Consider the following 22,514-nt stretch of genomic DNA (forward strand, 5'->3'; position numbering starts at 1 on the left):
GCGGCGTGCTGATGCGCCCGGACGATGGTGGAGTCGACGATCAGATATTCGAAGTCCGGATCGTCCGACATCGCCTCGAAAATCCGTGCCCAAACTCCCTTGATGCTCCACCGGCTAAAGCGCCGGAACACGCCAGTCGCCGAACGCCTCCGGAAGGTCACGCCAGGGAGAGCCTGTACGCACGATCCAAAGTACGCCCTCCACAAACATCCGGTTGTCGCGTCCCGTTGAGCCCTTCTGGTCAGGCCGACCGATGATCAGCGGCGCCATCCGCTCCCACGCCGCATCGCTCAAAACCAACCGCTCCATCACACCCAAGACTGCCTCCCAAAAGCAGCTTTGAATCTGATTTGCTCCTAAAAAGGAATCCCTAGAGTCCACACCACCTAGGCGCCGGCTCTCGGCAGCCTGCTGCCGCGCAAGCATTCCCTCGTGGTAGAATCTGCGTGCTTCCATGCCGGCTCTCGCGACGCGCCGGTTCAGCGAACAGACTCCATAGCATTGGCACGCGCAGGCGGTCCCGCGATGTCGTTGGGCGTTTTGCCCGAAGCGGCGTGGAAATATTCCCGGCTGATCAACGAACCACGTTCCTGTAAAGGCGTGAGCTCATCGTCCGGGAAAGCGAGCCCTTTGCGCGCCATCGCCGTGTCAAGCGCGGCGCGCCGGCGCGCTGCGAACGATATGCAATCGCAGCAAATTGATCGCGCCAATCGATGTCACGCGACTCGATCGGCGGTTCATCCCGTCATCAAAAAAAGATTGGCCGAGCGAACAATATTCACCGCCTTGCGCGGATAAAGCCGCGCACCACACTTCCGCACCGCAATTCTTGGGTGTGCAGGTTTGGGCTCCCAAACCGCCCAGTTGCGAATTGTGGAGATGGACCTATGGACTTCCTCGGTTTTCTTAATGGTTCAGGTTTAACCCAGCCTGCCATTTGGATCGCTGCAGCGGTCGCATGTGTGATCCTGCTGCGCGTATCAAACGTGTTTCGCTACATTCCCAACAATCAGGTCGGTATCGTCGAAAAGCTGTGGTCGCTGAAGGGCTCGATCGACGACGGCTTCATCGCGCTGAACGGCGAGGCCGGCTACGAGCCCGAAGTGCTGCGCGGCGGCCTGCATGTGCTGTTTCCCTTCATGTACCGGATTCACCGCTCGGATCTCGTGACCGTCGGCCAGGGCAAGATCGCCTATGTGTTCGCGCGCGACGGCGCGGCGCTGGAGTCGTCGCAGGTGCTCGGTGCCAACGATACCGAGGACAAATCGGACTTCCAGGACGTGCGCCGCTTCCTGCTCGGCGACGGCCAGAAGGGCCCGCAGCGCAAGGTGCTGCGCGAGGGCACCTATGCGATCAACACCACCCAGTTCGCGATCATTACCGACGAGCGCGTCTACGGCCACGCGCTGAGCGAGCGTGAACGCGGCGTGCTCGAGGGTATGCAGCTCACGATCACCGAGCGCTGGGGCTTTGCGCCGGTGGTGCTGGCGGCCGATCACGATCTGGTCGGCATCGTCACCGTGCATGACGGCCCGTCGCTGCCTCCGGGCGAGATCATCGCGCCGGAGGTCGGCACCGAGCTGCGCGACGGTGAGACGTTCCACAACAACTTCCAGGAGCCCGAGAAATTCCTGCGCGGCGGCGGCTATCGCGGCCGGCAGCTGCAGGTGATCGTCGAGGGCACCTGGTACATCAACCGCCTGTTCGCGACCGTCGAGGCGGTGCCGAAGACGGTGATCCCGGTCGGCAATGTCGGCGTCGTGATCTTCTATACCGGCCCGCGCACCGACGACGTTTCGGGCGAGCAGTATCGCCACGGCGAGCTGGTGCTCAACGGCGGCCGTGGCGTCTGGAAGGACCCGCTGTTGCCGGGCAAATACGCCTTCAACACCTATGCCGGCAAGATCGAGATCATCCCGACCGTCAACTTCATCCTGAAATGGGTGCGCGGCGAGGTCGGTTCGATGAAGCTCGACTAGAACCTGTCGGAGATATCGCTGATCACCAAGGACGCGTTCGAGCCGACGCTGCCGCTCTCGGTGGTGATGCATATCGACTACAAGAAGGCGCCGATGATCATCCAGCGCTTCGGCGACGTGAAGAAGCTGGTCGAGCAGACGCTCGACCCGATGGTCAGCGCGTTCTTCAAGAACATCGCGCAGAAGATGACGCTGATCGAACTGCTGCAGAACCGCGCCGCGATCCAGGAGGAATCGGCGCGGGTGATGAAGGCGAAGTTCGAGGGCTATTCGCTCGACCTCCAGGAGGTCCTGATTGGCACGCCGCGCGCCGCCGCCGGCGACCACACCATCGAGAACATCCTGATCCAGCTGCGCTCGCGCCAGATCGCGCGCGAGCAGATCGAGACCTATCAGGAGCAGGAGAAGGCCGCGGTGCAGGAGCGCACGCTCAACGAGGCCAAGGCGACGGCGGCGGCGCAGTCGGCGCTGACGCAATCGCTGATCCAGGTCAAGGTCAACGAGAACGAGGGCGCGGCCGCGCTCGCCCGTGCGCAGAAGGATGCCGAAACGAGGAAGGTGACGGCGGCCGCGGTCGGCGAGCAGTCGCGGCTCGAAGGCCAGGGCGAGGCTGACCGGGTGCTTGCGGTCGGCACCGCCAACGCGCAGGCGACCAAGCTGTCGGTCGATGCCTATGGCGGGCCGGAGTACCGGCTGGCCGAGCAGAACTTCGCGAAGTTCGCCGACGCGCTGACCCGGATCAACCAGCCGCTGGTGCCGCAGTTCCTGATGTCGGGCGGCGCCGCGCAGGAGAACAGCAATGCAGGGTTGATTCCGACCGCGATGCTGAGCTCGATGTTCGGGCAGATGATGCCCGGCGCGCTGGAGAAGCTGAAGGACGAGGCGCCAAAGGCCGCGCGCCGGACCAACGGCCAGTGACGCGCAGGTACCTCTCCCCGTCGGGGAGAGGTGGGGCGGCGCGAAAAATCGCGCCGCCGGTTCTATTCGGTCTTGTCGACGTTCCAGAAGACCGGCGGCGCCGGACCGTCCAGCACGCCGGTCAGTGATTTGCGCCAGGCGCTCGGCATCCGGAACTGGCCGAGCGGGATATAGATCACCTGCTCATAGGCCTCCGTCTGGATGTCGACTGCGAGCTGCTTCTGGGCTTCAGGGGCGGTCGCGCGCGCGAAGGCGTCGCGCATCTGCTCGATCTTGGCGTTCTCCGGCCAGCCGAACCAGGCGCGCTTGCCGTTCGCGGCAATCTGGTTGTTGACGATCGGGTTCATCGTTTCGGTGGCGCCCGTGAAGGTGAAGAACATGTTCCAGCCGCCTTCCTTCGGCGGCTTCTGGCTGGCGCGGCGGCTGACCACGGTCTGCCAGTCCGTCACCTGCGCGTCGACGTTGAAGCCGGCCGCGCGCAACAGCTGCGCCGCGACGGTCGGCGGTCCCTTCAGCGTCTGCACGTCGCCGGGGATCATGATCACGACCGGCGTGCCGTCATAGCCCGAGGCGGCGAGCGCCTTTTTGGCCTCGGCCATGCCGTTGCCCTTGATCAGCGTCTCCGCGCCGGCGTCGCTAGCGAGCGGCGTGTCGCAGGCAAAAAAGGCCCCGCAGATCTCGTAATATTTGGAATTGCCGACGGTGGCGTCGAGCACGTCCTTCTGGTTCATCGCCAGGAACGCGGCGCGGCGGATCTTGGGGTTGTCGAACGGCGGGTGCAGGAAATTCATCCGGCCTTCGATCTGGAAGCCGAACTTGTTCAGCACGGCCACGGTCAGGTCGGGATTGGTCTCGAGCACCGGCACCATGTCGATCGACGGCTGCTCCAGGAAATCGATGTCGCCGGATTGCAGCGCGTTGATCGCGGTCTGTGCGTCGGGCATCGTGATCCAGTCGACGCGATCGACCTTCGCCACCTTGCCGCCGGAGGTCCATTCCGGCTTCTCCTTGCGCGGCACGTAATCGGCGTTGCGCTCGTAGACCGCCTTGACGCCCGGCTGGAATTCGGCGGTCAAGAACTTGAACGGGCCGGAGCCGATCTGTTCGGCGATCTGGTTGCCCGGCTGCGTTTCGGCGAGCCGCTTCGGCATCATGAACGCGACATAGGAGGAAGGCTTTGCGATGCTCTCCAGCACCAGGCCATACGGCTCCTTCAGCTTGAGCACGATGGTCCTGGGTCCGGCGGCCTCGAGCGCCGCCGTGAAGTCCATCAGCTTCTGTCCCGTGCCGTCATTGGTGGCCCAGCGCTTCAGCGAGGCGATGCAGTCCTCCGCCGTGACAGGCGCGCCGTCGTGCCATTTCAGTCCGTCGCGCAGCGTAAAGGTGTAGGTGAGCCTGTCGTCGGAGATCGTCCACTCCGCCATCTGCGGCCGGACCTTGAAGCTCGCATCGATGCCGAGCAGCGTGTCGTAGACCATGTAGCCATGGTCGCGGGTGATGTAGGCGGTGGTGAAGCCGGGATCGATGATGCGCAGGTCCGAATGCATCACCGCGGTGATGGTCTTGCCCTTGGCCGCGGCGATCGCGCGCGATGGGAGGATGGCCGGGACCGCGATTGCCGGCGGCACGCTGGCCGCGAGCTTGAGGAGCGTTCTGCGCGAAACATCGACCATTCGCCGTCTCCCGATTTGTCGTTGCGCCGGCACGCATGCCACAGCGGCCGGCATGCTTCACCAATCCGCTGCTCAACGCAAGCAAGCCCCATGCCGCCCGTCTCGGATGCGCACAAGCCGGGTTCGCCGGGGCTTTGGACGTGAACGTTCCATGACCGCCGCTTCGGCGCGGGCTGCGCCGGGGCCGCGCAAGCGCGCATCCTGCATAGGAGCCTGCGCTTTCCACCGCACCTCGACGGCTGTTCGGAGCGTGCTCTGCCGTGTAGGCTTGCGATCTGCTGGCCAGCAATAAGGCCACACGCCCGCGAATTATGGGAACAAGCAGCCGAGGGAGTCCAGAAAAGCCACATGACCGATATCCGATACGTAGCACCGCGCACGCTTGATGAAGCGATTGGCGCATTTGCTGCCGCCGGGAGTGCCGCCCGCATTATGGCAGGCGGTACCGACTTATTGGTGCAAATGCGCGCCGGCCTGGTGCGGCCGGGATTGATCGTCGACATCAAGAAGATCGGCGAGATGACCGAGATTACTGAGGCCGCCGATGGCGGTTTCCGCGTGGGTGCTGCCGTCTCCGGCATGGAGCTCGCCGAGCACGCACGCTTCGGCAAGGTCTGGCCCGGCGTGCTCGAGGCCGTGAACCTGATCGGCTCCAAGCAGGTGCAGGGCCGCGCATCCGCCGGCGGCAATCTCTGCAACGGCTCGCCGGCCGGCGACAGCGTGCCGGCGATGATCGCGGCGGGCGCAATCGTCACGGTGCAGGGCCCGAATGGCCGCCGCGAGATCAAGGTCGAGGACGTGCCGGCCGGGCCGGGACGGACCAACCTCAAGCCGGGCGAGATCCTCGTCAGTTTTGCGCTGCCGCCGCGGCCTGCGGGCTCCGGCGACGCTTACCTGCGGATGATCCCGCGTACCGAGATGGATATCGCGGTGGTCGGCATCGGCGTCAGCCTGACCTTGAAGGACGGCGTTTGCACTGCGGCCCGCATCGGCCTCGGCGCGGTGGCGCCGACTGTGCTGCTGGTTGAACCGGCAGCAAAGGCGCTGATCGGCTCGAAACTCGACGCTACAGCGCTGGAGGCCGCCGCCGCTGCATGCCGTGCCGCCTGCCGTCCGATCGACGACAAGCGCGGCACCATCGCCTATCGCATCAAGACCGCCGGCGTGCTGCTCAAGCGCACCGCCGCGATCGCCGCCCAGCGCGCCGGAGGACACTAGCACCATGGCGAAACTGCACGTCACCACCTCGGTCAACGGCGAGCCGGTCGAATTCCTGTGCGAGCCCTATGAGACCATGCTCGACGCCTTGCGCGGGCAATTGGCGCTGACCGGCTCCAAGGAGGGCTGCGCCTCCGGCGATTGCGGCGCCTGCTCGATTACGCTCGACGGCCGCCTGGTCTGCTCCTGCCTGATGCTCGCGGCCGAGGCCGAGGGCCATGAAATCAGGACCATCGAGGGCATGGCCAAGGGCGGCGAGCTGCATCCCCTGCAGCAGAAATTCCTCGAGCATGCCGCGCTCCAGTGCGGCATCTGCACCTCGGGGATGCTGGTCGCCTCCGAGGCGCTGCTCGCCAGGAATTCCAATCCAACCGAAGACGAAGTCCGCTTCTGGCTTGCCGGCAATCTCTGCCGGTGCACCGGTTACGACAAGATCGTCCGCGCGGTGATGGAGACCGCGGCTGAAATGCGGGAGACTGCTCGATGAACGTCGTCAACAACAAATGGATCGGCCAGCGCACCATCAGGCCCGATGGCGTCGACAAGGTGACGGGCCGCGCGGCGTTTGCGGCCGACACCACCATGCCCGGCATGATCTGGGGCAAGGTGCTGCGCAGCCCGCATCCGCATGCCCGGATCAGGTCGATCAACACCGCGAAGGCGGAGCGGCTACCCGGCGTCAAGGCGGTCGTCACCTCGCGCGACATCGTCGACTTCGGAATCGAGAAGGGCGCCGTGATGCTCGGCATCCAGGACATGCGCTGGATGTGCCGCAACGTGATGGCGCGCGACAAGGCGCTGTTCCCCGGCCATCCCGTCGCCGCCGTCGCCGCGACCACGGAAGCGATCGCAGCCGAAGCCTGCCAGCTGATCGAGGTCGATTACGAGGTGTTGCCCTGGGCGATCGAGATCGACGACGCGATGAAGCCTGATGCGCCGATCCTGCACGAGTTCAACAAATTCGACGGCAAGCCCTCGAACATCATGGGCCGGATCGAATCCAAAAAGGGCGATATCGCGCAAGGCTTCAAGGACGCCGATGTTGTGATCGAGCGCTCCTTCACCACGCGCCCGGTGCACCAGGGCTATATCGAGCCCCATGCCTGCCTGATCTCGGTTGCCGCCGACGGCAAGACCACGATCTGGTCGTCGAGCCAGGGCCAGTTCATGGTGCGTGCGATGACCTCGATGCTGACCGGCATCCCGCAGAACGATATCCGCGCCATCCCCGCCGAGATCGGCGGCGGTTTTGGCGGCAAGACCATCGTCTATCTCGAGCCGCTCGCGACAATGCTTGCCAAGAAGTCCGGCCGCCCGGTCAAGATGGTGATGACGCGCGAGGAGGTGATGCGCGCCACCGGACCGACCTCGGGCTCCAAGAGCACGGTCAGGATCGGCGCGAACAAGGATGGCACCATCGTCGCCGCCCACGGCAGCTTCTACCTGCAGGCCGGCGCCTTCCCGGGCTCGCCGATCCGCGGCGCGGTCGGTTGCAGCTTTGCGCCCTACGAAATTCCGCATGTGCTGTCGGAAGGGTTTGACGTCTGCTCCAACCGCTCCAAGGTCGCGGCCTATCGCGCGCCAGGCGCGCCGATCGGCGCCTATGCGGTGGAATGCGTGCTCGACGAGCTTGCCGAGGCGCTGAAGATGGATCCGCTGGAGCTGCGGCTGAAGAACGCGGCGAAGGAAGGCACCAAGGCGGCGCACGGCCCGGTGTTCCCGCGCATCGGCTATATCGAGACGCTGGAAGCCGCCAGGAACCATCCGCATTACGCCGCGCCGCTCGGCAAATATCAGGGCAGGGGTGTCGCGAGCGGCTTCTGGTTTAATGCCGGCGGCGAGTCCTCCGCGCAGGTCAACATCACCGAGGACGGCAACGTCGTCGTCACGACGGGGCATCCCGATATCGGCGGCTCGCGCGCCGGTATCGCCAACATCTGCGCCGAGCTGCTCGGCATCGACTACAAGCGGATCTCCGTCATCATCGGCGACACCCAGACGGTCGGCTTCTCCAACCTCACCGGCGGCAGCCGCGTGCTGTTTGCCTCCGCAATGGTGGTGACGCAGGCAGCCGACAAGGTGATCGCGACCTTGCGCGAGCGCGCGGCAAAAATCTGGGAGATCGATCCTGAAGCCGTGAAGTGGGAGAACGGCGCCGCGCATCCGGTGAGCCCGAATGCCGGCCAGTTCGAGCCGTTGACGCTCGCGGATCTTGCCGAGAAGGCGCCGTCGCAGGGCGGCCCGATCGGCGCCAGCGTGCAGCTCAACACGCAAGGAGCCGAAGGCGGCTTCGGCACGCATATCTGCGACGTCGAGGTCGATGTCGATCTCGGCATCGTCAGGGTGATCCGCTACACCGCCGTGCAGGATGTCGGCCGCGCCGTGCATCCGAGCTATGTCGAGGGCCAGCTGCAAGGCGGCGTCGCGCAGGGCATCGGCTGGGCGCTGAACGAGGAGTACATCTACAACAAGGACGGCAAGGTCGATAATCCGGGCTTCCTCGATTATCGCATGCCCGTCTGCTCCGACTTGCCGATGCTCGATTGCGCACTCGTCGAGGTGCCGAACCCGAAGCATCCGCAGGGCGTCAAGGGCGTCGGCGAAGTGCCGCTGGTGCCGGTGATGGCCGCCGTCGCCAACGCCGTGCACAACGCGCTGGGCAAACGCTTCTACAGCCTGCCGATGTCGCCACCGAAAGTCTCGGCGGCACTCGATGCGCCGACGCAGCAGGCCGCGGAGTAGGGAGCGTAGGGCGGGTTACGCTAACCGTAACCCGCCCTACGATTCCGTTCCGAACAACGGCCATTGACGTCTCCGGCTTCGCCTCGGCAAGATCGCCGGGATGCATCAAGCTCACCCTGAACGGATGAGAATGGCCCACCCCGACGAGCTCTCCGCCTATATGGTGTTCGGCCGCGGCGATTGGGCGGCCTTGCGCGCCAGCACGTCGCTGACGCTGTCGGACGCTGATCTCGCGGCGCTGCGCGGCTTGAACGAGCCGATCAATGCTGCCGAAGTTGCCGATGTCTATCTGCCGCTCACCCGCCTCTTGAACCTGCATTTCGCGGCGGCGCGCAACCTCGCGCAGGTCAAGGCGGAGTTTCTCGGCCGGCCGGCGCGCGCTTCGCCCTACATTGTCGCGCTGGCCGGCAGCGTCGGCGTCGGCAAGAGCACCTTTGCCCGCGTGCTGTGCGCGCTGCTGGCGCGCTGGGCGGATCATCCGCGGGTCGAGCTGGTGACCACCGACGGCTTCCTGCATGCCAACGCCGTGCTGGAGGAGCGCGGCCTGATGCGGCGCAAGGGCTTTCCCGAGAGTTACGACCTGCCGCGGATGCTGCGGTTTCTCGCTGCCGTCAAAGCGGGCGAACGCGAGCTCGAGCTGCCCCTCTACTCGCATCTGATCGGCGATATCGTGCCGTCGGAACGTCAGGTCATCCAGCAGCCGGACATCCTGGTGTTCGAGGGCCTCAATGTGCTGCTGGCGCGCGGTACGGCGCCGGTGGTGGTGTCGGATTTCTTCGACTTCTCGATCTACCTCGATGCCGACGAGGCCGACATCCAGACCTGGTATGTCGAGCGCTTCCTCAGATTGCAGCCGACGGCGTTCCGGAACCCCGCCTCCTATTTCCACCATTACCGGGACCTGCCGCCCGGCGACGCGCGCGAGGTCGCGGAGCGGCTGTGGCGCGAGCATCACCGCGCCAATCTGCGCGAGAACATCCACCCGACGCGGACCCGCGCCGATGTCGTGCTGCGCAAGCGCGCCGACCATTCGATCGGTGAGATCTGGTTGCGGGAGACGTAGGAGTGTAGGGCGGGTTAGGCGAAGCCATAACCCGCCATTGCTCCGTTACGTCGAGTTGCGGCGGGTTACGCTTCGCTAACCTGCCCTACGGCAGCGATGCTTACCGCAACTCCTTCCCCAACTGACGAAACACCGTCTCGCAGGTCATCAAATCCAGATGCCCGCCGCCGGCGTTCTTGAAGAAGGTGATGTCGTCGGCTAAGAGCCGGCCTTTGACCGCACCGCTCGCGAGGTCGTAGTGGTCGCCGAGCACGTCGCTCTCCTTGATCGCGCCGCTCTTGATCGGCTGCAGGATGTCGCCGACGCCGTCGAAGGCGGACTCCCGACGGTCGACGAACACGCGTGAACGGCGCGCCGCCTCGTCGTCGGATTCCCGGGTCTCCGGGGTAAAGCCGCCGACCAGATCGAGATGGGTGCCGGGCCGCAAATTGGCGCCCTTGACCAGCGGCTCGCGCGAACGGGTGCAGGTGGTGATGATGTCGGCCTCGCGAGTTGCGGCGTCGAGGTCGGTGACAACATCGGCGGCGATGCCGTCGGCCTCCAGCAGCGTCGCCAGCTCTTGCGCGCGCTCCACGGTCCGGTTCCAGATCCGCACCCGCTTCAGCTGCGGCCGCACCGTGCGGTGCCCGCGCACCAGCCAGTGCGCCATCTCGCCGGCGCCGACAACCAGCAGCGTCTCGGCATCGGGCCGGGCGAGATGTTTGGCCCCCAGCGCGGAATCCGCGGCGGTCTTCCAATGGGTGATCTCGGCGGCGTCCATCACCGCGAGCGGCCGCCCGTCATCGCCGTCGAACAGCACGCAGACCGCCTGCACGGTCGGCAGTTTGCCATGCGCGAGGTTGCCCGGAAAGCTGGTGTACAGCTTGGTCATCATGAAGCGGCCGGCATCGACCGCGCTGCGGGTGACCAGCTGCTGGCCCTTGTCGTCGCCGAGATAGCCGTCCCTTACCGCTATCTTCGGCCGCCGGTGCGCGGCCTCGATCGCCTCGATCAGGATCGGAAAGGTCAGGACGCGGTTGACCTCGTTGTCGTCGACAATATGCACGTGTTGCTCTCCCAGGGCGCCCTTGCGCTCCGCCCAGGCGCGACCGGCGCGCCAAAAACCGGTCTGGACTGGATAGCGTGTGGGCAAGGTTAGTCAACAAGGCCAGTCAACCGGACATGCGCCGCCGCCCGTCACTTGCTATCCTGCTGACTGATTCTCTCGCAGGTCTTTGCAAGCCGTGGTTGCAGTCGTCGTCGCTATCCTGATTTTCATGCTGTTGAGCGGCGCCGCGCTTGGGACCATGGCGATCCATGCCCGGCTCAAGGACCATCATCGCAGCGACGAGACCAACACCTCGGTGCGTCTGGTCGCGACGCTGTTCGTCACCATGCCGTCGCTGCTGCTCGGGCTGATGATGAACAGCGCCGCCAACACCTATGTGGCGGTCGACCGCAACCTGCATGTGTTCGCCACCGACATCATCCTGCTCGACCGTGGCCTGCGGCCGCTCGGCCCCAGCGCCGACGAGCCGCGCCGCCGGCTGCTCGCCTATGTCGAGCAGGTGCTCAAGGACGTGCCGATCTCGCGGGCGAGCGAGGTGTCCGAACATCTGCTCGACGAGGTCGGCACCAGCCTCCGCGAGCTGCGCTTCGACGACGAGCAGAAGGTCGCGCTGTGGAACGACGCAAGGTCGGTCTACCGGCAGGCGGTGCAGCAGCGCTGGACCTTCGTCGAGCAGTCCGACGGTTCGTTCCCGTCGCCGCTGATCTGCATCCTGGTCGGGTGGCTGACACTGATGTTCGCGACGCTCGGCTTCCGCGCGCCGCGCAACGCTGTGGTGATCGCGACCTACATCGCCGCCGCGGCGCTGATCTCGGCCGCGATCTACCTGATCCTCGAAATGAGCACGCCGTTCTCCGGCCCGATCCAGCTCTCCGACCGCCCGCTGGTGCGCGCCGCCGAGGAGATCAGGCGGTAGAGCGTTTTCGAGCGAAGTGGATACCGGTTCGCGTGAAGAAAACGCGTCAAACAGGAAGCTAGCGGTATCGGCACGCGCTCTCGGCTTTATTCCGCTCACGTCCTTCGCGCGGCCGAAAATTCTTCGCGCACCGCAAGCGGAATATGGTGCGGCGTCGGGCGTCCTTACGCATGCAAGCCATTTGCATTCGAAAAGGAGACATCATGAAGACATCGATCTCGCTCGCACTCGCCACCGCCATGTCGTTCGCGCTCGCGTCCGCCGCCTTTGCCGCGCCGCCGACCAAGACCGGCACGACGGCAAAGGGCTCGGTGCTGACCGACGCCAAGGGGATGACGCTCTACACCTTCGACAAGGACGCTGACGGCAAGTCGGCCTGCAACGGCCCGTGCGCGGCCAATTGGCCGGTGCTGAAGGCGGAAGCCAGCGACAAGGCCGAAGGTGGCTACACCATCATCTCGCGTGACGACGGCTCCAAGCAGTGGGCCTACAAGGGCAAGCCGCTCTATACCTTCGCCAAGGACCAGAAGGCCGGCGACATCACCGGCGACGGCTTTCTCAACGGCGCCTGGCACCTCGCGCAGCCCTGAGGATTTTTGCAGGTTCGTCGGGCGGGTTAGCGCAAGCGTAACCCGCCCTCTCTCCGCGCGTGAGATTTTGTGGCGGGTTACGCTATCGCCAACCCGTCCTAAGATCTGACGCGAAGAGGGTGCCTACGTCCTGCTCTTCAGCGCCATGCCCATGCTGATCCAGCTGACGCCGGCGCAGATCAAATCGACGCTGAGGAAGATGCCGAGCACGTAAAGGCTCGACACCGGCCAGCGCGCCAGGATCATGGCGCCGAGCACCAGCGTGATCAGGCCGGAGATCGCGACCATTCCCCACGGCGCCGCCGAGTTCATGCCGAAGGCGAGGAAGATGCGGACGATGCCGGAGACGACCAGCGCGATGCCGAGGAACAGCGTCAGCGTCGCCGCGGCGAGCAGGGGGTTCTCGAAGGTGATGAAGCCCGCCACGACATAGAGCGCGCCGAGCAGCAGCCAGAACAGGAACTTGCCCCACGATTTGAACTGGAACGCGTTGACGATCTCGGTGGCGCCCGCGACGATCATCATGATGCCGACGAACAGCACGCTGACGACGGTGGCGAAGAATACGCTGCCGAAGGCGAGCACGCCTGCGATCAGATAGATCACGCCGAGGGCGACGATCCAGCCCCACTTCGCGCGAAGGTTGGCAAGCCCGGATCCGAGGCTGTGAGGAGGTGTAGCGGGTGAGCTGGAGGCGGTGGACATCGTATCGCTCCCGAATGCTGAACCAAAACCATGCTACCATAGGTGAAGGCGCGGACAAGGTCAGGTGCCCGGGGTGGCACGAAATGCATGGTGGCACCAAAGCCGACCGGAGACGTTGATTCAAATCAATCGATGTGTTGCCGCGCAGCATTCGTCGGTTTGACGACGAGAGGTCCGCATCGGACAACGGACTGTCCGGATCGGAGAGCAGATTGTCCGGATCGCGCATCCACCCAAGGAGGTCGACATGCCCACCACGCACGACATGGATCACACCTACAAAATCCTGGAACTGGTCGGATCATCGGACAAGAGCATCGAGGCAGCGATCGAGAACGCCGTCACCCGCGCGTCGAAGACGATCCGCGAGATGAAATGGTTCGAGGTGGTGCAGACGCGCGGCCATATCGAAGACAACAAGGTCCGGCACTATCAGGTGACGCTGCGGGTCGGCTTCACGCTGGAATAGGCGGCTTGTTCGCATGCAGTCCGTGGCTAGCGGTCCACGCAAAGCGTGGACCGCTGAACTGTATCGCTTTGCCATGAAGGTGAGGTGAGCACGCATCTCGGGCTCCCTCTCCCCTTGCGGGAGAGGGTGGGGAGAGGGGGGCCCGAATGCGGTGTTAGAGATTGAGTGGCGTTCCTTCAGCCATCGCGCTGGGCGGGTCGCGTGTTGTCTTCGTCCACCATCGGCAACGGGGCAAGCGGCACCCCTCTCCCTAACCCTCTCCCGCAAGGGGAGAGGGAACCCTTCCGTTAGTGCCTCCCTCACGCGCACAGAGCCCATGGGTGCGATCGGCACCCGGCTTTCCCTCTGTTCAAGAGGAGGCGAAACGAAGAGCAAAGCTCGGGCAAATCATGTCGCGAGAACGCGAAGCTGTATCGCCACCCACGCTGTCATCGCCCGGCTCGACCGGGCGATCCAGTACGCCGCGGCCTCTCGGCTCAAGCACGGACCTCTCTGGAATACTGGATCACCCGCATGCGCGGGTGATGACATCGCTGTTTGAAATGTAAACCGAGCCATCCCCGTCACTGCGAGGAGCGAAAGCGACGAAGCAATCCATCGCCCCGCATATGCCGAAGAATGGATTGCTTCGCTTCGCTCGCAATGACGCTGATAAAGCCTTGTCCCCATCACCTTCGCGACAGCGGTGCGGGCGGGGGCGGTGCGGTGGCGCCGGCGGCGAGCGAGCGCTGCACCATCACGGTGTCGGACCAGCGGCCGTAGCGATAGGCGACACCCGGCAAGTGCCCGACGCGGACGAAGCCGAAGCGGTCGTGCAGTGCCAGCGAAGCGGCGTTGTCAGCGTCGATGTAGCCGATCATCTGGCGGAAGCCGGCCGCGGCACAGGTGTCGACCAATTCCTGCAGCAGCCGCCCGCCGACGCCCTTGCCGGTGAATCGATGATGCACATAGATCGAATGCTTCACCGTGTAGCGATAGGCCGGGCGCTTGCGGAACTGCACGACATAGGCGTAGCCGACCACCTCGCCGTCGCACACGGCGACCAGATGCGGCAGGCGGGTGTTGCGCAGATTCTTGCGGCGGTCGCGCAGATCGTCGGGCTCGGGCGTGCCGGTATCGTCGACGCTCTCGTCGATGCCATGGCGGATATGGTGCCGATAGATCGACAGCATCGCGTCGACGTCGCTGTCGCGCGAGGGACGGACGGTGATCTTGTGATCATTCTCCATTGCGCTGCGTCCGTTCGCCTATTCGGACACGACATAGGTGTAGAAGCGGACGCGGCCGGAATCGTCGATCTCCTTGTAGATGCCCTGGACCTCGACCTCGAAGCCCGGAAACGCGTTGAAGCTCGCCTCGAACATCCGCAAGTAATCGATCATCGGCTTGCTGCGTTCCGACAGCCGCTCGCCGGGCACGATGGTGGCAATGCCGGGCGGGTAGACCACGAACGGCGTCGCGGCGATGCGGCCGAAAATCTGGTCGATCGGCAGGTAGTCGACGTCGTTGCGGATCAGATATTGCGCCGCCTCGCGCGGCGACATCGCGATCTCGGGGAGATGTTCGGGCAGGAATTGCTTGGCCTGCAGCGTGCTGACGCCGCCGTCCCGGAAGAAACGGTGCATGTCGCCGCAGAGGTCGCGCAGCCGAACCCCGGTGTAGCGTTGGGGGCGGCGACGGAAAAATTCGGGGATGACGTCCTCGACCAGCGCGTTGTCGTCGTGCAGCTTCTTGAAGGCGACGAGCCCGGACACCAGCGTGCCGGCCTTGCTGGCCTCGACACCAGGCGTGAGCAGGAAGAGCAGCGAGTTGAGGTCGTTCTTCTCGGCAACGATGCGGTTCTCGCGGAGATATTGCGCCACCACGGGGGCAGGGATGCCGTGGTCGGCATAGGCACCGGTGGCATGGTCAAAGCCGGGCGTCAGCAATGTGAGCTTGTTGGGGTCGGTCATGGCAAAGCCCGCCGTCAGCTCGGGGAAGCCGTGCCACGCCTCGCCGGGGTTGAGCTGCCAGTAGGACGGATTGGTCGCAAGCTGATCGGTCGAGATCGTCTCCCAGGCGACATTGTGCACGCCGTTCTCGCGCGCGACGTCCGGGATCATGACGCGATCGGGCACGAAAGGTTCGAAGAACCAGCGCCGCTCCGCGCGCGTCTCCTTCTCCTCGAACTCGCGCTTGACGGCACGGATCTTCTTGCGCAGCTCGATGCCGAGCCGGATCGTATCGTCCCACAACACTTCGCCGGAGCGGCCCTTCATCATCTGCGCGCCGACGTCGAGCGAGGCGAAGATGGGATAGAACGGCGAGGTCGAGGCGTGCTGCATGAAGCTTTCGTTGAAGCGGCGATGCTCGACGCGGCGCTTCTGGCCCTTGATGTGGCGGTCGCGGATGTGGATCTGCGAGGCCTGCGAGAAGCTCGCGAGCTGCTTGTGGGTCGATTGGGTGGCGATGATGCCGGGTGCCTCGGGGCCGAGATCCGACAGCCCCATCGCGAAGCGCCCGGAATAGATCGGGTGGAATTTCATGAAGCCGGCCCAGGCCTCGTCGAACAGGATGTAGTCGCAGAGATGGCCGATCCGCTTCAGGATCATCTCCGCAGAGTGGATGGTGCCGTCATAGGTGCACTGCTCGACCACGGCGACGCGGAACGGGCGTTCCTTCTTCCAGGCGTCCTCGTCCTTGACCAGCGGGTGCTTGCGGATGTGGTCGCGCAAGCTCCCCTCGTCGAGCAGGTCCCAGCGCATCGGGCCGATCAGGCCCCAGGCGTTGCGCACCGTCGGCACATAGACCGGGATGCCGCCGCCGATCAAAAGCGCGCCGTGATGCGCGGCCTTGTGGTTGTTGCGGTCGAACAGCACGAGGTCGCCGTCGGTGACCAGCGATCCCAGCGCGACCTTGTTGGAGGTCGAGGTGCCGTTGAGCACGAAATAGGTCTTCTCGGCGCCGAAGATCCGCGCCGCCTCCTTCTGCGCCTTCAGCGCCGGCCCCTCATGGGTGAGCAGGTCGCCAAGGTCGAGCACGGAATTGTCGAGGTCGTCGCGGAACACGGCTTCGCCGAGATGTTCGACGAACACGCGGCCGATCGGGCTGCGGCTGTAGAACACGCCCCCATTATGGCCCGGGCAGGTCCAGAGTTGGTTGCCTTCCTCGGCATAGTCGACCAGGGCGCCAAAGAACGGCGTCTTCAGGTTCTCGGCATACTGCTTGAGCCTGGAGATCAGGTTCTTGGCGATGAAGGGCGGGGTTTCCTCGGACAGGAACACATAGCCGTCGATGAAGTCGAGCACCTCGACCGGCAGATCCTCGAACCGCTTGCGGCGGATCAGCAGGATGATCGGGAAGTCGAGGCCGCGCCGGCGCATCAGGTTGATCAGCGCCGCGGTCTTGCCTTCAAGTCCCTTCTTGCCCCAGTCGACCACCATGCAGCCGATCGCGGCATCGGTCTGCACCGCGATCTCGGCGTCTTCCAGCTTGCGGGCGCGCACCACCTCGAAGCCGGAGCGCTCGATCTCGGCGATGATCTGGTTGAAGCGGATGCCCTCGAGGTCGTCGGCCTCGAACACCGGCGCGGCGAACAGGAAGTTGAAGCGTTTGAAATAGTCCATGCGTGTCCCCGAAACTCGTCAGCCGAACCTGTCGGCACAATTCATGACAATCAGATGACAGAGGGTGGGGTGGCCCCAGCGAAGCGAATAATCCACATGTTACCCGGCCACGGGCACCAGGCCGTAGCGCAGCATCGTTTCCTTCATCTTCGCCGGATCGGGGGCGCCGCCGGCCATCAGCGCGGCCATCTCCTTGAAGTATTGTGGGCCCAGCGCACCGGGGCTCAGCAGGCACAGGCAGGTCGCAGGTCCGTTCGAGCGGTTGGTGAAACCGTGCACGACGCCGCGCCTGATGAAGACGGTCTCGCCGGGAGCGAGGTCGATGTCCTTGCCGTCGACCCGCCAGGTCGAGACGCCGGACAGGCCGTAGATCGTCTCGTCCCAGCTCTCGTGATAATGCGGGATCGGCATTCGTGCATTCGGCGCCAGCGTCATCTCGAACAGGTCAATGCTGCCGCCGGTCGTGTCCTTGCTCTCAAGGAATTTGAGCCGCAGCGCGCCAATATCGATCAGTTCGGGCATGGTGTCCTCGCGTGTGGTTCGCGGGCCACGATAGCGGATGGTGTGCGGCGAGGCGAATCGCGCTCGGCGGGCGTGTCAGTGTCTCGACGTATCCGTTGGATCGCGCGGAAGCTAGCCGGCGAAGACATCAATCGAAATGGCGCAATTCCGCAAAACCGGACACGCGGATGTCCGCGCACAAGCGGCGTGTCCGCCGCAACTGGTAGCCCGGATGAGCGCCAGCGACATCCGGGGCGGTCCTTCCCCGCATGTCGTGCAGCCTGTCATCGGGCGCGCACTTCGCGCGACCCGTTGGCTCATGCGGGCTACATGCTACACGCCGGCGCGCTCAGTAGACCAGATTCGTGCCCGGCGGCTTCTCCAGCGCCGCCGCCAGCGTGCGATACTCCTCGCAGCCGGTGCCACAGATCTCGGCGATGCGGCTCAGGTGGTATTGCGCCTGATCGCGGTTGCCCTGTTCGATCTGCCAGAGGCCGTAATAGTTCCACGTCAGCACGTGGTTCGGATCGGCCTTCAGCGCGCGCTCGTACCAGACTTGCGACTGCTTGTAGTCGCCGAGCTTGCGATAGGAATAGCCGATCAGATTGGCGACGTTCGGATGATCGTCGCGGCCGAGCGCGTGCAGCTGATCAATCGCGGCGGCGTAGTCGTTGCGTTCGTAGATCGTCGCATAGGCCGCGCGATAGGCGTCGCGGAATGCCGGATCGTCGAAGCCGGATTGCTTGGTCGGCTTCTTGGCCCGGTGCGTGTTCTTCCGGCCTTTATCCTGAGGATAGGACGGCGCCGGCGTGTCGTAGCTCGATCCGTAGGGATTTCCGCCGCCGCCTCCGCCTCCACCACCTCCGCCGGCCGCGACGGCAGTCTGCGGCGGAAACAGGATGATCGGCGCTGTCAGAAATGCCGCAAGCATTGCGAGCTTCATCGGTGACTTGATCATGCACACCTCCCGATTCGACGTGGACAGTCGTTGTTCAGAAGCACTAACTCCCGATCGCGGGAGACATTCCGCTCGTTCTGAAAGATTGTCCGTGACAGCCGATGCGGCAATCGCACTGTCGCTTCAGGACGTCGCGCCCGCACGTGGGTGCCGGCCGAGTGTGTTGTTCGCACCATCGAACGGCGGAGTCGAAACTAACATCGGTGTTAGAATTGCGCCGGTCGTGCGAGGTCTGTGCGAAGGGCGAGCCAGCGTCAACGCGTGTAGCCCGGATGAGCGTAGCGATATCCGGGGTCTCTCTTCGCCGCATATCGCGGAGCCTGTGATCGGGTGCGCATTCGCGCGACCCGTCGGCTCATGCGGGCGACAACCGTCGCTACTTCTGCTCCATATGCCAGGCGCCGTCCCAATCCGCGGCCGGCGGATTTTGCATGAAGCCTGCGACACGCGTCTTCATGGCGATCGACGGCCCATCGCCCGGCACCGCAGCCAGCGCGGCAGTGAAAGCTTGCTCGGCGTCATCCCAGCGCCGCTCGCGATAGGCGGCAAGACCATCCGCGTAGTGCTGTCGCAACTCGGTCTGCGCCGGCGTCAGCTCGTCCTTCTTGCCGATGATCTCGAACACTGCGACCGGCTGGCTCTGGCCCATCACGACGAGACGGTCGATCTCGCGCAGCTCGATAGTCGCGGCGCAGGCTGTGGCGGTGGCCTCCGAGATCAGGCTGCGACTGCCGTAGAACTTGTTGGCGCCTTCGAGCCGCGAGGCGAGGTTCACGGTATCGCCGAGCACCGTGTAGCTCATCATGAACTCGGAGCCGATGCTGCCGACCAGCGCCTCGCCGGTGGCGATCCCGATCCGGATATCGCAGTCGGTCGGGATCGCGCGCACGCCGAGCAGTTCGGGCAGATCCTTGCGCAGCTGGCTGACCTGGCCGATCATGTCGATGGCGGCAAGCGCGGCCAGATGGGTCTGCTCGGCCTCCTCGACGAAGGGGGCTCCCCAATAAGCCATGATGGCGTCGCCGATATACTTGTCGATGATGCCGCGATGCGCATGGACCGGCGCGGACATCGTCGACAGATAGAGGTTCATGATCTTGACGAGGCCGCTTGGCGTCACGCCTTCGCTCAGGCTGGTGAAGCCCTTCATGTCGCAGAACATCACCGTCATGATGCGGCGCTGTCCTTCGGTGGCGGCGATCGCCGGCTGTTCGAGCAGACCCTCCGCGATCCGCGGATTGATGTAGCGGCCAAAGGTCTCGCGGATGCGCTGGTTGTGGCGCAGCGTCTCGATCATGCGGTTGAAGGCGGCGGAGAGCTGGCCGATCTCGTCCTGGGTCGTGATGGCGATGGCGCCGTCGAGGCGGCCGGCCTCGACCTCGCGGGTGCCCTCCAGCAGGCGCATCACCGGGCGTGTGATGCCGCTGCCGACCAGCATTGCGAACACGAAGCCGAGGATCGCGGCAATCGCGGTGACGACGCCGGAGATGATGATCGCCCGTTGCTGGGCGGACATCACCTTGGCCGCCGCCGAGCCAACCTGCGCCAGCATGTCGGCTCGGATGCCCCTCGATCCGGCTGTTGAACTCGTCGCGCAGGGCGTCGGCGCGGAGCGTGGTCTGGCGCGCGGCCGTAAAGTCCTTGGCGTCGAGCTGCTCGAGCAGCGTCTTGTTCTCCGCGTTCAAGCGCATCAGGAGGTCGTTGACGGCATTGTCGATGCGGTCATCGAGACGTCCGAGCGCGGCATTGTCGGAGGGGGTCGAGGGATCGGCGATGATCGCGTCGATCAGCACCCGCGCGGCATCCGCCTCGCGCTTGATCAGCGGCTCGATCTCGTCGAAGGTCTTGCGCGCGCTGTCGTAGCCGCTCTCTTCGCCGGGCGCCTGCATCTTCGCCATCATCATGCGTCGCATCGCCAAAGACCGCTCCAGCGCGCGGATGTTGACGCGGGCGAGATGGCCGTAGGCGGGGATGTAGCGGTTGGTGAGCTCGTCGAGGAGATGGCCGACCTGACCCGCCATCACCATCGACAGCAGCGAGGTGATCACCGCGAGGATGATGAGCCCCGTGGCGATGCCGACGATCTTCTGCCTGATCGAATTTCGAAACATGCCCGGCCCGGCCGCAGCTGTAACAAGCGGGTGTATCCCGCCGTGGCGGCGAAACAGCTAATAGAGTTCCGCGGGCTGCGGTGCAAGCGACCGGCACCCGCTATCCCGTTCTTGTCCCCGGGCCCGGTTCGGGGCGCGGGGCTAGCGCAGGCCTTCGTAGACCATCAGGCCGCGGGCGATCGCGAGCTTGCGCAGGGCCCGTGGCACAAACCGTTCCTGGGGATGCAGGTAACGCCACGAGGTCAGCACCAGGTCGCGCAGCCGGGTGACATCGTCCTCGAACGGGGCGAGCAGGCCGGTCAGGCTCGCCGGCGTATGGACGCGGGCGGTGAAGGGGAGCAGCAGCAACTCAAGATGCGCCTTGGACCCGGTCTCGGTCGTGGCGGTGACGCCGGCGATGGCCGGCAGGGTCTCTTCAACGACGCAGGTGATGATGTCTTCGATCTCGCCGCGGCTGGTATCGGTGAACAGGGCGGAAAAACTGCGGTTCTTGAGGTCGCAGCCGAGCAGGGCGGAGGTGCGTGTGCCGGCGACGCGGAACGGAAAGCGGGTTTCGCCGTCATAGGCCAGCACGAAGATGTCGGACAGCAGCTCGCGCACCGCGGACGGCTCAAACTCACTCCGGTCAGGTGCACGGGCGGTGCCGCGCTTCGCATTCCAATAAGCGAAGTACTCGCGGCTGGAGCTGTGTTTCATCTAAAGAACCTTGCCCGGCGCCTGTCTCGGCGGGACACATCTGTCCCGGTTTTGCTCAGGCGCCTTCCCTTCTCTGTTGTGCAGGGAAGGCTGTGCAGCGTCCATGCCGCGGCCGTGCTTCGGGCGGCTTATCGGCAGCTTTGTGTTGTTAACGTAAATTTAACTATGTCCTTGGCGCCCGTGGAACCTCCGAGTAGGGTCCGCGCGTTCCCGTTCGCCGGCTGCCCCAAGCGCCGGCGTGGTTGGTACACAGGTGGCGTCAAACAGCTTGGTCATCGTGCGGGGAGGGGTGGGGATGTCCTCCCGATCCCTCTGGGACACGAGAAGATCAGCCGATCAGGGAGGACGTTCTCAGCGTCCTCCCTTTTCTTTTGTCTCGAGCTCTTTTGCCTCAATTTTCGCGCCGCGCGACAGCGGGTGTCCGATTTCGGGATTGTGCACTTGCACAGTGGTGTCAAAGCCGCCTATCTCTGATTCACCGCCGCATGCGAGGTCGCCGACCCCTTGGACTCCCATCCCGAATCCCCGCTCGCGCCGCCGCCGGAGGCGCCGCGCGAGCCGATCCTGACCTTGCCGCCGGCGCTCACCGCCTACATCCTCCTGATCGCGGTGATCCATCTGCGGGTGCTGCTGCCGCCGGAGATGGAAAACTGGACCATCGACGTCTTCGGCTTCATCCCGAAGCGCTACGATTCGACGCTGCTCGACATCACCTTCCCGGGCGGCGACGGCGCCAAGGTCTGGACCTTCGTCACCTATTCGCTGCTGCATGCCAACCTCACCCACATCGCCTTCAACGTGCTGTGGCTGCTGCCGTTCGGCAGCGCGCTGGCGCGGCGCTTCGGCGCGTTGCGCTTCTTCGTCTTCATGGCGGTGACGGCGGCCGCGGGCGCGCTCGCGCACCTGCTGACCCATGAGCACGCGATCGCGCCGATGATCGGTGCATCGGCGTCGGTGTCGGGCACGATGGCGGCGGCGATCCGCTTCGCCTTCGTGAAGGGCAGCTTCCTGTCGTTCAACCGGGGCGACGCCGAGGCGGCCGCCAAAGTGCCTGCGCTGTCGCTGTGGCGGGCGCTGCGCAACGGACGGGTGCTCGCGTTCCTGGCGATCTGGTTCGGCGTCAACATCCTGTTCGGCGCCACCTCGCTGTCGCTCGGCGGTGAGGGCGCGAGCGTCGCCTGGCAGGCCCATATCGGCGGCTTCCTCGCCGGGCTATTGCTGTTCTCGCTGTTCGATCCGGTCCCGCGCGCGCGGGACGATGCTGCAGATGCGTCGTCGTTGGATCAGTCGGGGCGCGTCTGATCGCCGCTTGCGGCTCGGAT

Annotated in this window: 16 protein-coding genes and 3 pseudogenes; 9 read left to right on the forward strand and 10 right to left on the reverse strand. The window is 64.9% G+C overall.

Features of this window, described 5'->3' with window-relative positions:
- Positions 1-318: pseudogene (locus K359_RS52025) on the reverse strand (IS5 family transposase); the annotation flags it as partial.
- Positions 319-887: 569 nt separating this feature from the next.
- Between K359_RS52025 and K359_RS52030 the strand changes: the two are divergent.
- A pseudogene (locus K359_RS52030) lies at positions 888-2,897 on the forward strand (SPFH domain-containing protein).
- Positions 2,898-2,959: 62 nt separating this feature from the next.
- Here K359_RS52030 and K359_RS0115145 read toward each other — a convergent pair.
- Positions 2,960-4,570, reverse strand: coding sequence for an ABC transporter substrate-binding protein (locus tag K359_RS0115145; protein WP_029080103.1), 1,611 nt, complete (start codon positions 4,568-4,570; stop codon positions 2,960-2,962).
- Positions 4,571-4,927: 357 nt separating this feature from the next.
- Between K359_RS0115145 and K359_RS0115150 the strand changes: the two genes are divergently transcribed.
- From K359_RS0115150 to coaA, 4 genes are all read left to right on the forward strand, one after another.
- Positions 4,928-5,788: a xanthine dehydrogenase family protein subunit M gene (locus tag K359_RS0115150; RefSeq protein ID WP_029080104.1), complete on the forward strand. Its 861-nt coding sequence runs from the start codon at positions 4,928-4,930 to the stop codon at positions 5,786-5,788.
- A 4-nt stretch (positions 5,789-5,792) separates the two neighbouring features.
- On the forward strand, positions 5,793-6,275 hold the full coding sequence (locus K359_RS0115155; protein WP_029080105.1) for a (2Fe-2S)-binding protein: 483 nt from the start codon (positions 5,793-5,795) through the stop codon (positions 6,273-6,275).
- On the forward strand, positions 6,272-8,530 hold the full coding sequence (locus tag K359_RS0115160; RefSeq protein ID WP_029080106.1) for a xanthine dehydrogenase family protein molybdopterin-binding subunit: 2,259 nt from the start codon (positions 6,272-6,274) through the stop codon (positions 8,528-8,530). Before K359_RS0115155 ends, K359_RS0115160 begins: the two co-directional genes overlap by 4 nt.
- A 130-nt stretch (positions 8,531-8,660) precedes the next feature.
- The gene (gene coaA, locus K359_RS0115165; protein WP_029080107.1) at positions 8,661-9,593 is read left to right on the forward strand and encodes a type I pantothenate kinase; all 933 of its coding nucleotides are present in this window, start codon (positions 8,661-8,663) and stop codon (positions 9,591-9,593) included.
- A gap of 100 nt (positions 9,594-9,693) precedes the next feature.
- On the opposite strand, the gene K359_RS0115170 is transcribed toward coaA, so the two are convergent.
- Positions 9,694-10,638 carry an ornithine cyclodeaminase family protein gene (locus K359_RS0115170; protein WP_029080108.1) on the reverse strand — a complete coding sequence of 315 codons (945 nt, stop codon included), beginning with the start codon at positions 10,636-10,638 and terminating at the stop codon, positions 9,694-9,696.
- A 178-nt stretch (positions 10,639-10,816) separates the two neighbouring features.
- Here K359_RS0115170 and K359_RS0115175 point away from each other — a divergent pair, with 178 nt between their 5' ends.
- The gene (locus K359_RS0115175; protein ID WP_029080109.1) at positions 10,817-11,557 is read left to right on the forward strand and encodes a DUF4239 domain-containing protein; all 741 of its coding nucleotides are present in this window, start codon (positions 10,817-10,819) and stop codon (positions 11,555-11,557) included.
- A 203-nt stretch (positions 11,558-11,760) separates the two neighbouring features.
- Positions 11,761-12,147 carry a hypothetical protein gene (locus K359_RS0115180; RefSeq protein ID WP_029080110.1) on the forward strand — a complete coding sequence of 129 codons (387 nt, stop codon included), beginning with the start codon at positions 11,761-11,763 and terminating at the stop codon, positions 12,145-12,147.
- A gap of 123 nt (positions 12,148-12,270) precedes the next feature.
- Here the strand turns inward: K359_RS0115180 and K359_RS0115185 are convergent, their stop codons facing one another.
- The gene (locus K359_RS0115185) at positions 12,271-12,852 is read right to left on the reverse strand and encodes an HdeD family acid-resistance protein (RefSeq protein ID WP_029080111.1); all 582 of its coding nucleotides are present in this window, start codon (positions 12,850-12,852) and stop codon (positions 12,271-12,273) included.
- Between the two features lie 247 nt (positions 12,853-13,099).
- On the opposite strand from K359_RS0115185, the gene K359_RS0115190 reads away from it, so the two are divergent.
- Complete coding sequence (locus tag K359_RS0115190; protein ID WP_029080112.1) at positions 13,100-13,321, forward strand: dodecin; 222 nt, start codon at positions 13,100-13,102, stop codon at positions 13,319-13,321.
- 668 nt (positions 13,322-13,989) lie between these two features.
- Here the strand turns inward: K359_RS0115190 and K359_RS0115195 are convergent.
- From K359_RS0115195 to K359_RS0115220, 6 genes and pseudogenes are all read right to left on the reverse strand, one after another.
- Positions 13,990-14,550: a GNAT family N-acetyltransferase gene (locus K359_RS0115195; RefSeq protein ID WP_029080113.1), complete on the reverse strand. Its 561-nt coding sequence runs from the start codon at positions 14,548-14,550 to the stop codon at positions 13,990-13,992.
- A gap of 18 nt (positions 14,551-14,568) precedes the next feature.
- Entirely contained in the window at positions 14,569-16,926 is a 2,358-nt protein-coding gene (locus K359_RS0115200) for an Orn/Lys/Arg decarboxylase N-terminal domain-containing protein (protein ID WP_029080114.1), read from the reverse strand.
- 99 nt (positions 16,927-17,025) lie between these two features.
- On the reverse strand, positions 17,026-17,448 hold the full coding sequence (locus K359_RS0115205; protein ID WP_029080115.1) for a cupin domain-containing protein: 423 nt from the start codon (positions 17,446-17,448) through the stop codon (positions 17,026-17,028).
- Between the two features lie 328 nt (positions 17,449-17,776).
- Positions 17,777-18,385: a lipopolysaccharide assembly protein LapB gene (locus K359_RS0115210; protein ID WP_029080116.1), complete on the reverse strand. Its 609-nt coding sequence runs from the start codon at positions 18,383-18,385 to the stop codon at positions 17,777-17,779.
- A gap of 376 nt (positions 18,386-18,761) precedes the next feature.
- A pseudogene (locus K359_RS52035) lies at positions 18,762-20,496 on the reverse strand (adenylate/guanylate cyclase domain-containing protein).
- A 141-nt stretch (positions 20,497-20,637) separates the two neighbouring features.
- Positions 20,638-21,192, reverse strand: a complete 555-nt coding sequence (locus K359_RS0115220) for a PAS domain-containing protein (RefSeq protein WP_029080117.1) — start codon at positions 21,190-21,192, stop codon at positions 20,638-20,640.
- 504 nt (positions 21,193-21,696) lie between these two features.
- Here K359_RS0115220 and K359_RS0115225 point away from each other — a divergent pair.
- A complete protein-coding gene (locus K359_RS0115225; RefSeq protein WP_029080118.1) occupies positions 21,697-22,494 on the forward strand; it encodes a rhomboid family intramembrane serine protease in 798 nt (265 codons plus the stop codon).
- Positions 22,495-22,514 lie beyond the last annotated feature (20 nt).

This window comes from Bradyrhizobium sp. th-b2, assembly GCF_000426785.1.
Taxonomy (GTDB): domain Bacteria; phylum Pseudomonadota; class Alphaproteobacteria; order Rhizobiales; family Xanthobacteraceae; genus Bradyrhizobium; species Bradyrhizobium septentrionale.

Coding starts and splice junctions, on each gene's coding strand:
- K359_RS0115145 (WP_029080103.1), bottom strand. CDS start 4,570: ATGGTCGATGTTTCGCGCAGAACGCTCCTCAAGCTCGCGGCCAGCGTG.
- K359_RS0115155 (WP_029080105.1), top strand. CDS start 5,793: ATGGCGAAACTGCACGTCACCACCTCGGTCAACGGCGAGCCGGTCGAA.
- K359_RS0115160 (WP_029080106.1), top strand. CDS start 6,272: ATGAACGTCGTCAACAACAAATGGATCGGCCAGCGCACCATCAGGCCC.
- coaA (WP_029080107.1), top strand. CDS start 8,661: ATGGCCCACCCCGACGAGCTCTCCGCCTATATGGTGTTCGGCCGCGGC.
- K359_RS0115180 (WP_029080110.1), top strand. CDS start 11,761: ATGAAGACATCGATCTCGCTCGCACTCGCCACCGCCATGTCGTTCGCG.
- K359_RS0115185 (WP_029080111.1), bottom strand. CDS start 12,852: ATGTCCACCGCCTCCAGCTCACCCGCTACACCTCCTCACAGCCTCGGA.
- K359_RS0115190 (WP_029080112.1), top strand. CDS start 13,100: ATGCCCACCACGCACGACATGGATCACACCTACAAAATCCTGGAACTG.
- K359_RS0115195 (WP_029080113.1), bottom strand. CDS start 14,550: ATGGAGAATGATCACAAGATCACCGTCCGTCCCTCGCGCGACAGCGAC.
- K359_RS0115200 (WP_029080114.1), bottom strand. CDS start 16,926: ATGGACTATTTCAAACGCTTCAACTTCCTGTTCGCCGCGCCGGTGTTC.
- K359_RS0115205 (WP_029080115.1), bottom strand. CDS start 17,448: ATGCCCGAACTGATCGATATTGGCGCGCTGCGGCTCAAATTCCTTGAG.
- K359_RS0115210 (WP_029080116.1), bottom strand. CDS start 18,385: ATGATCAAGTCACCGATGAAGCTCGCAATGCTTGCGGCATTTCTGACA.
- K359_RS0115220 (WP_029080117.1), bottom strand. CDS start 21,192: ATGAAACACAGCTCCAGCCGCGAGTACTTCGCTTATTGGAATGCGAAG.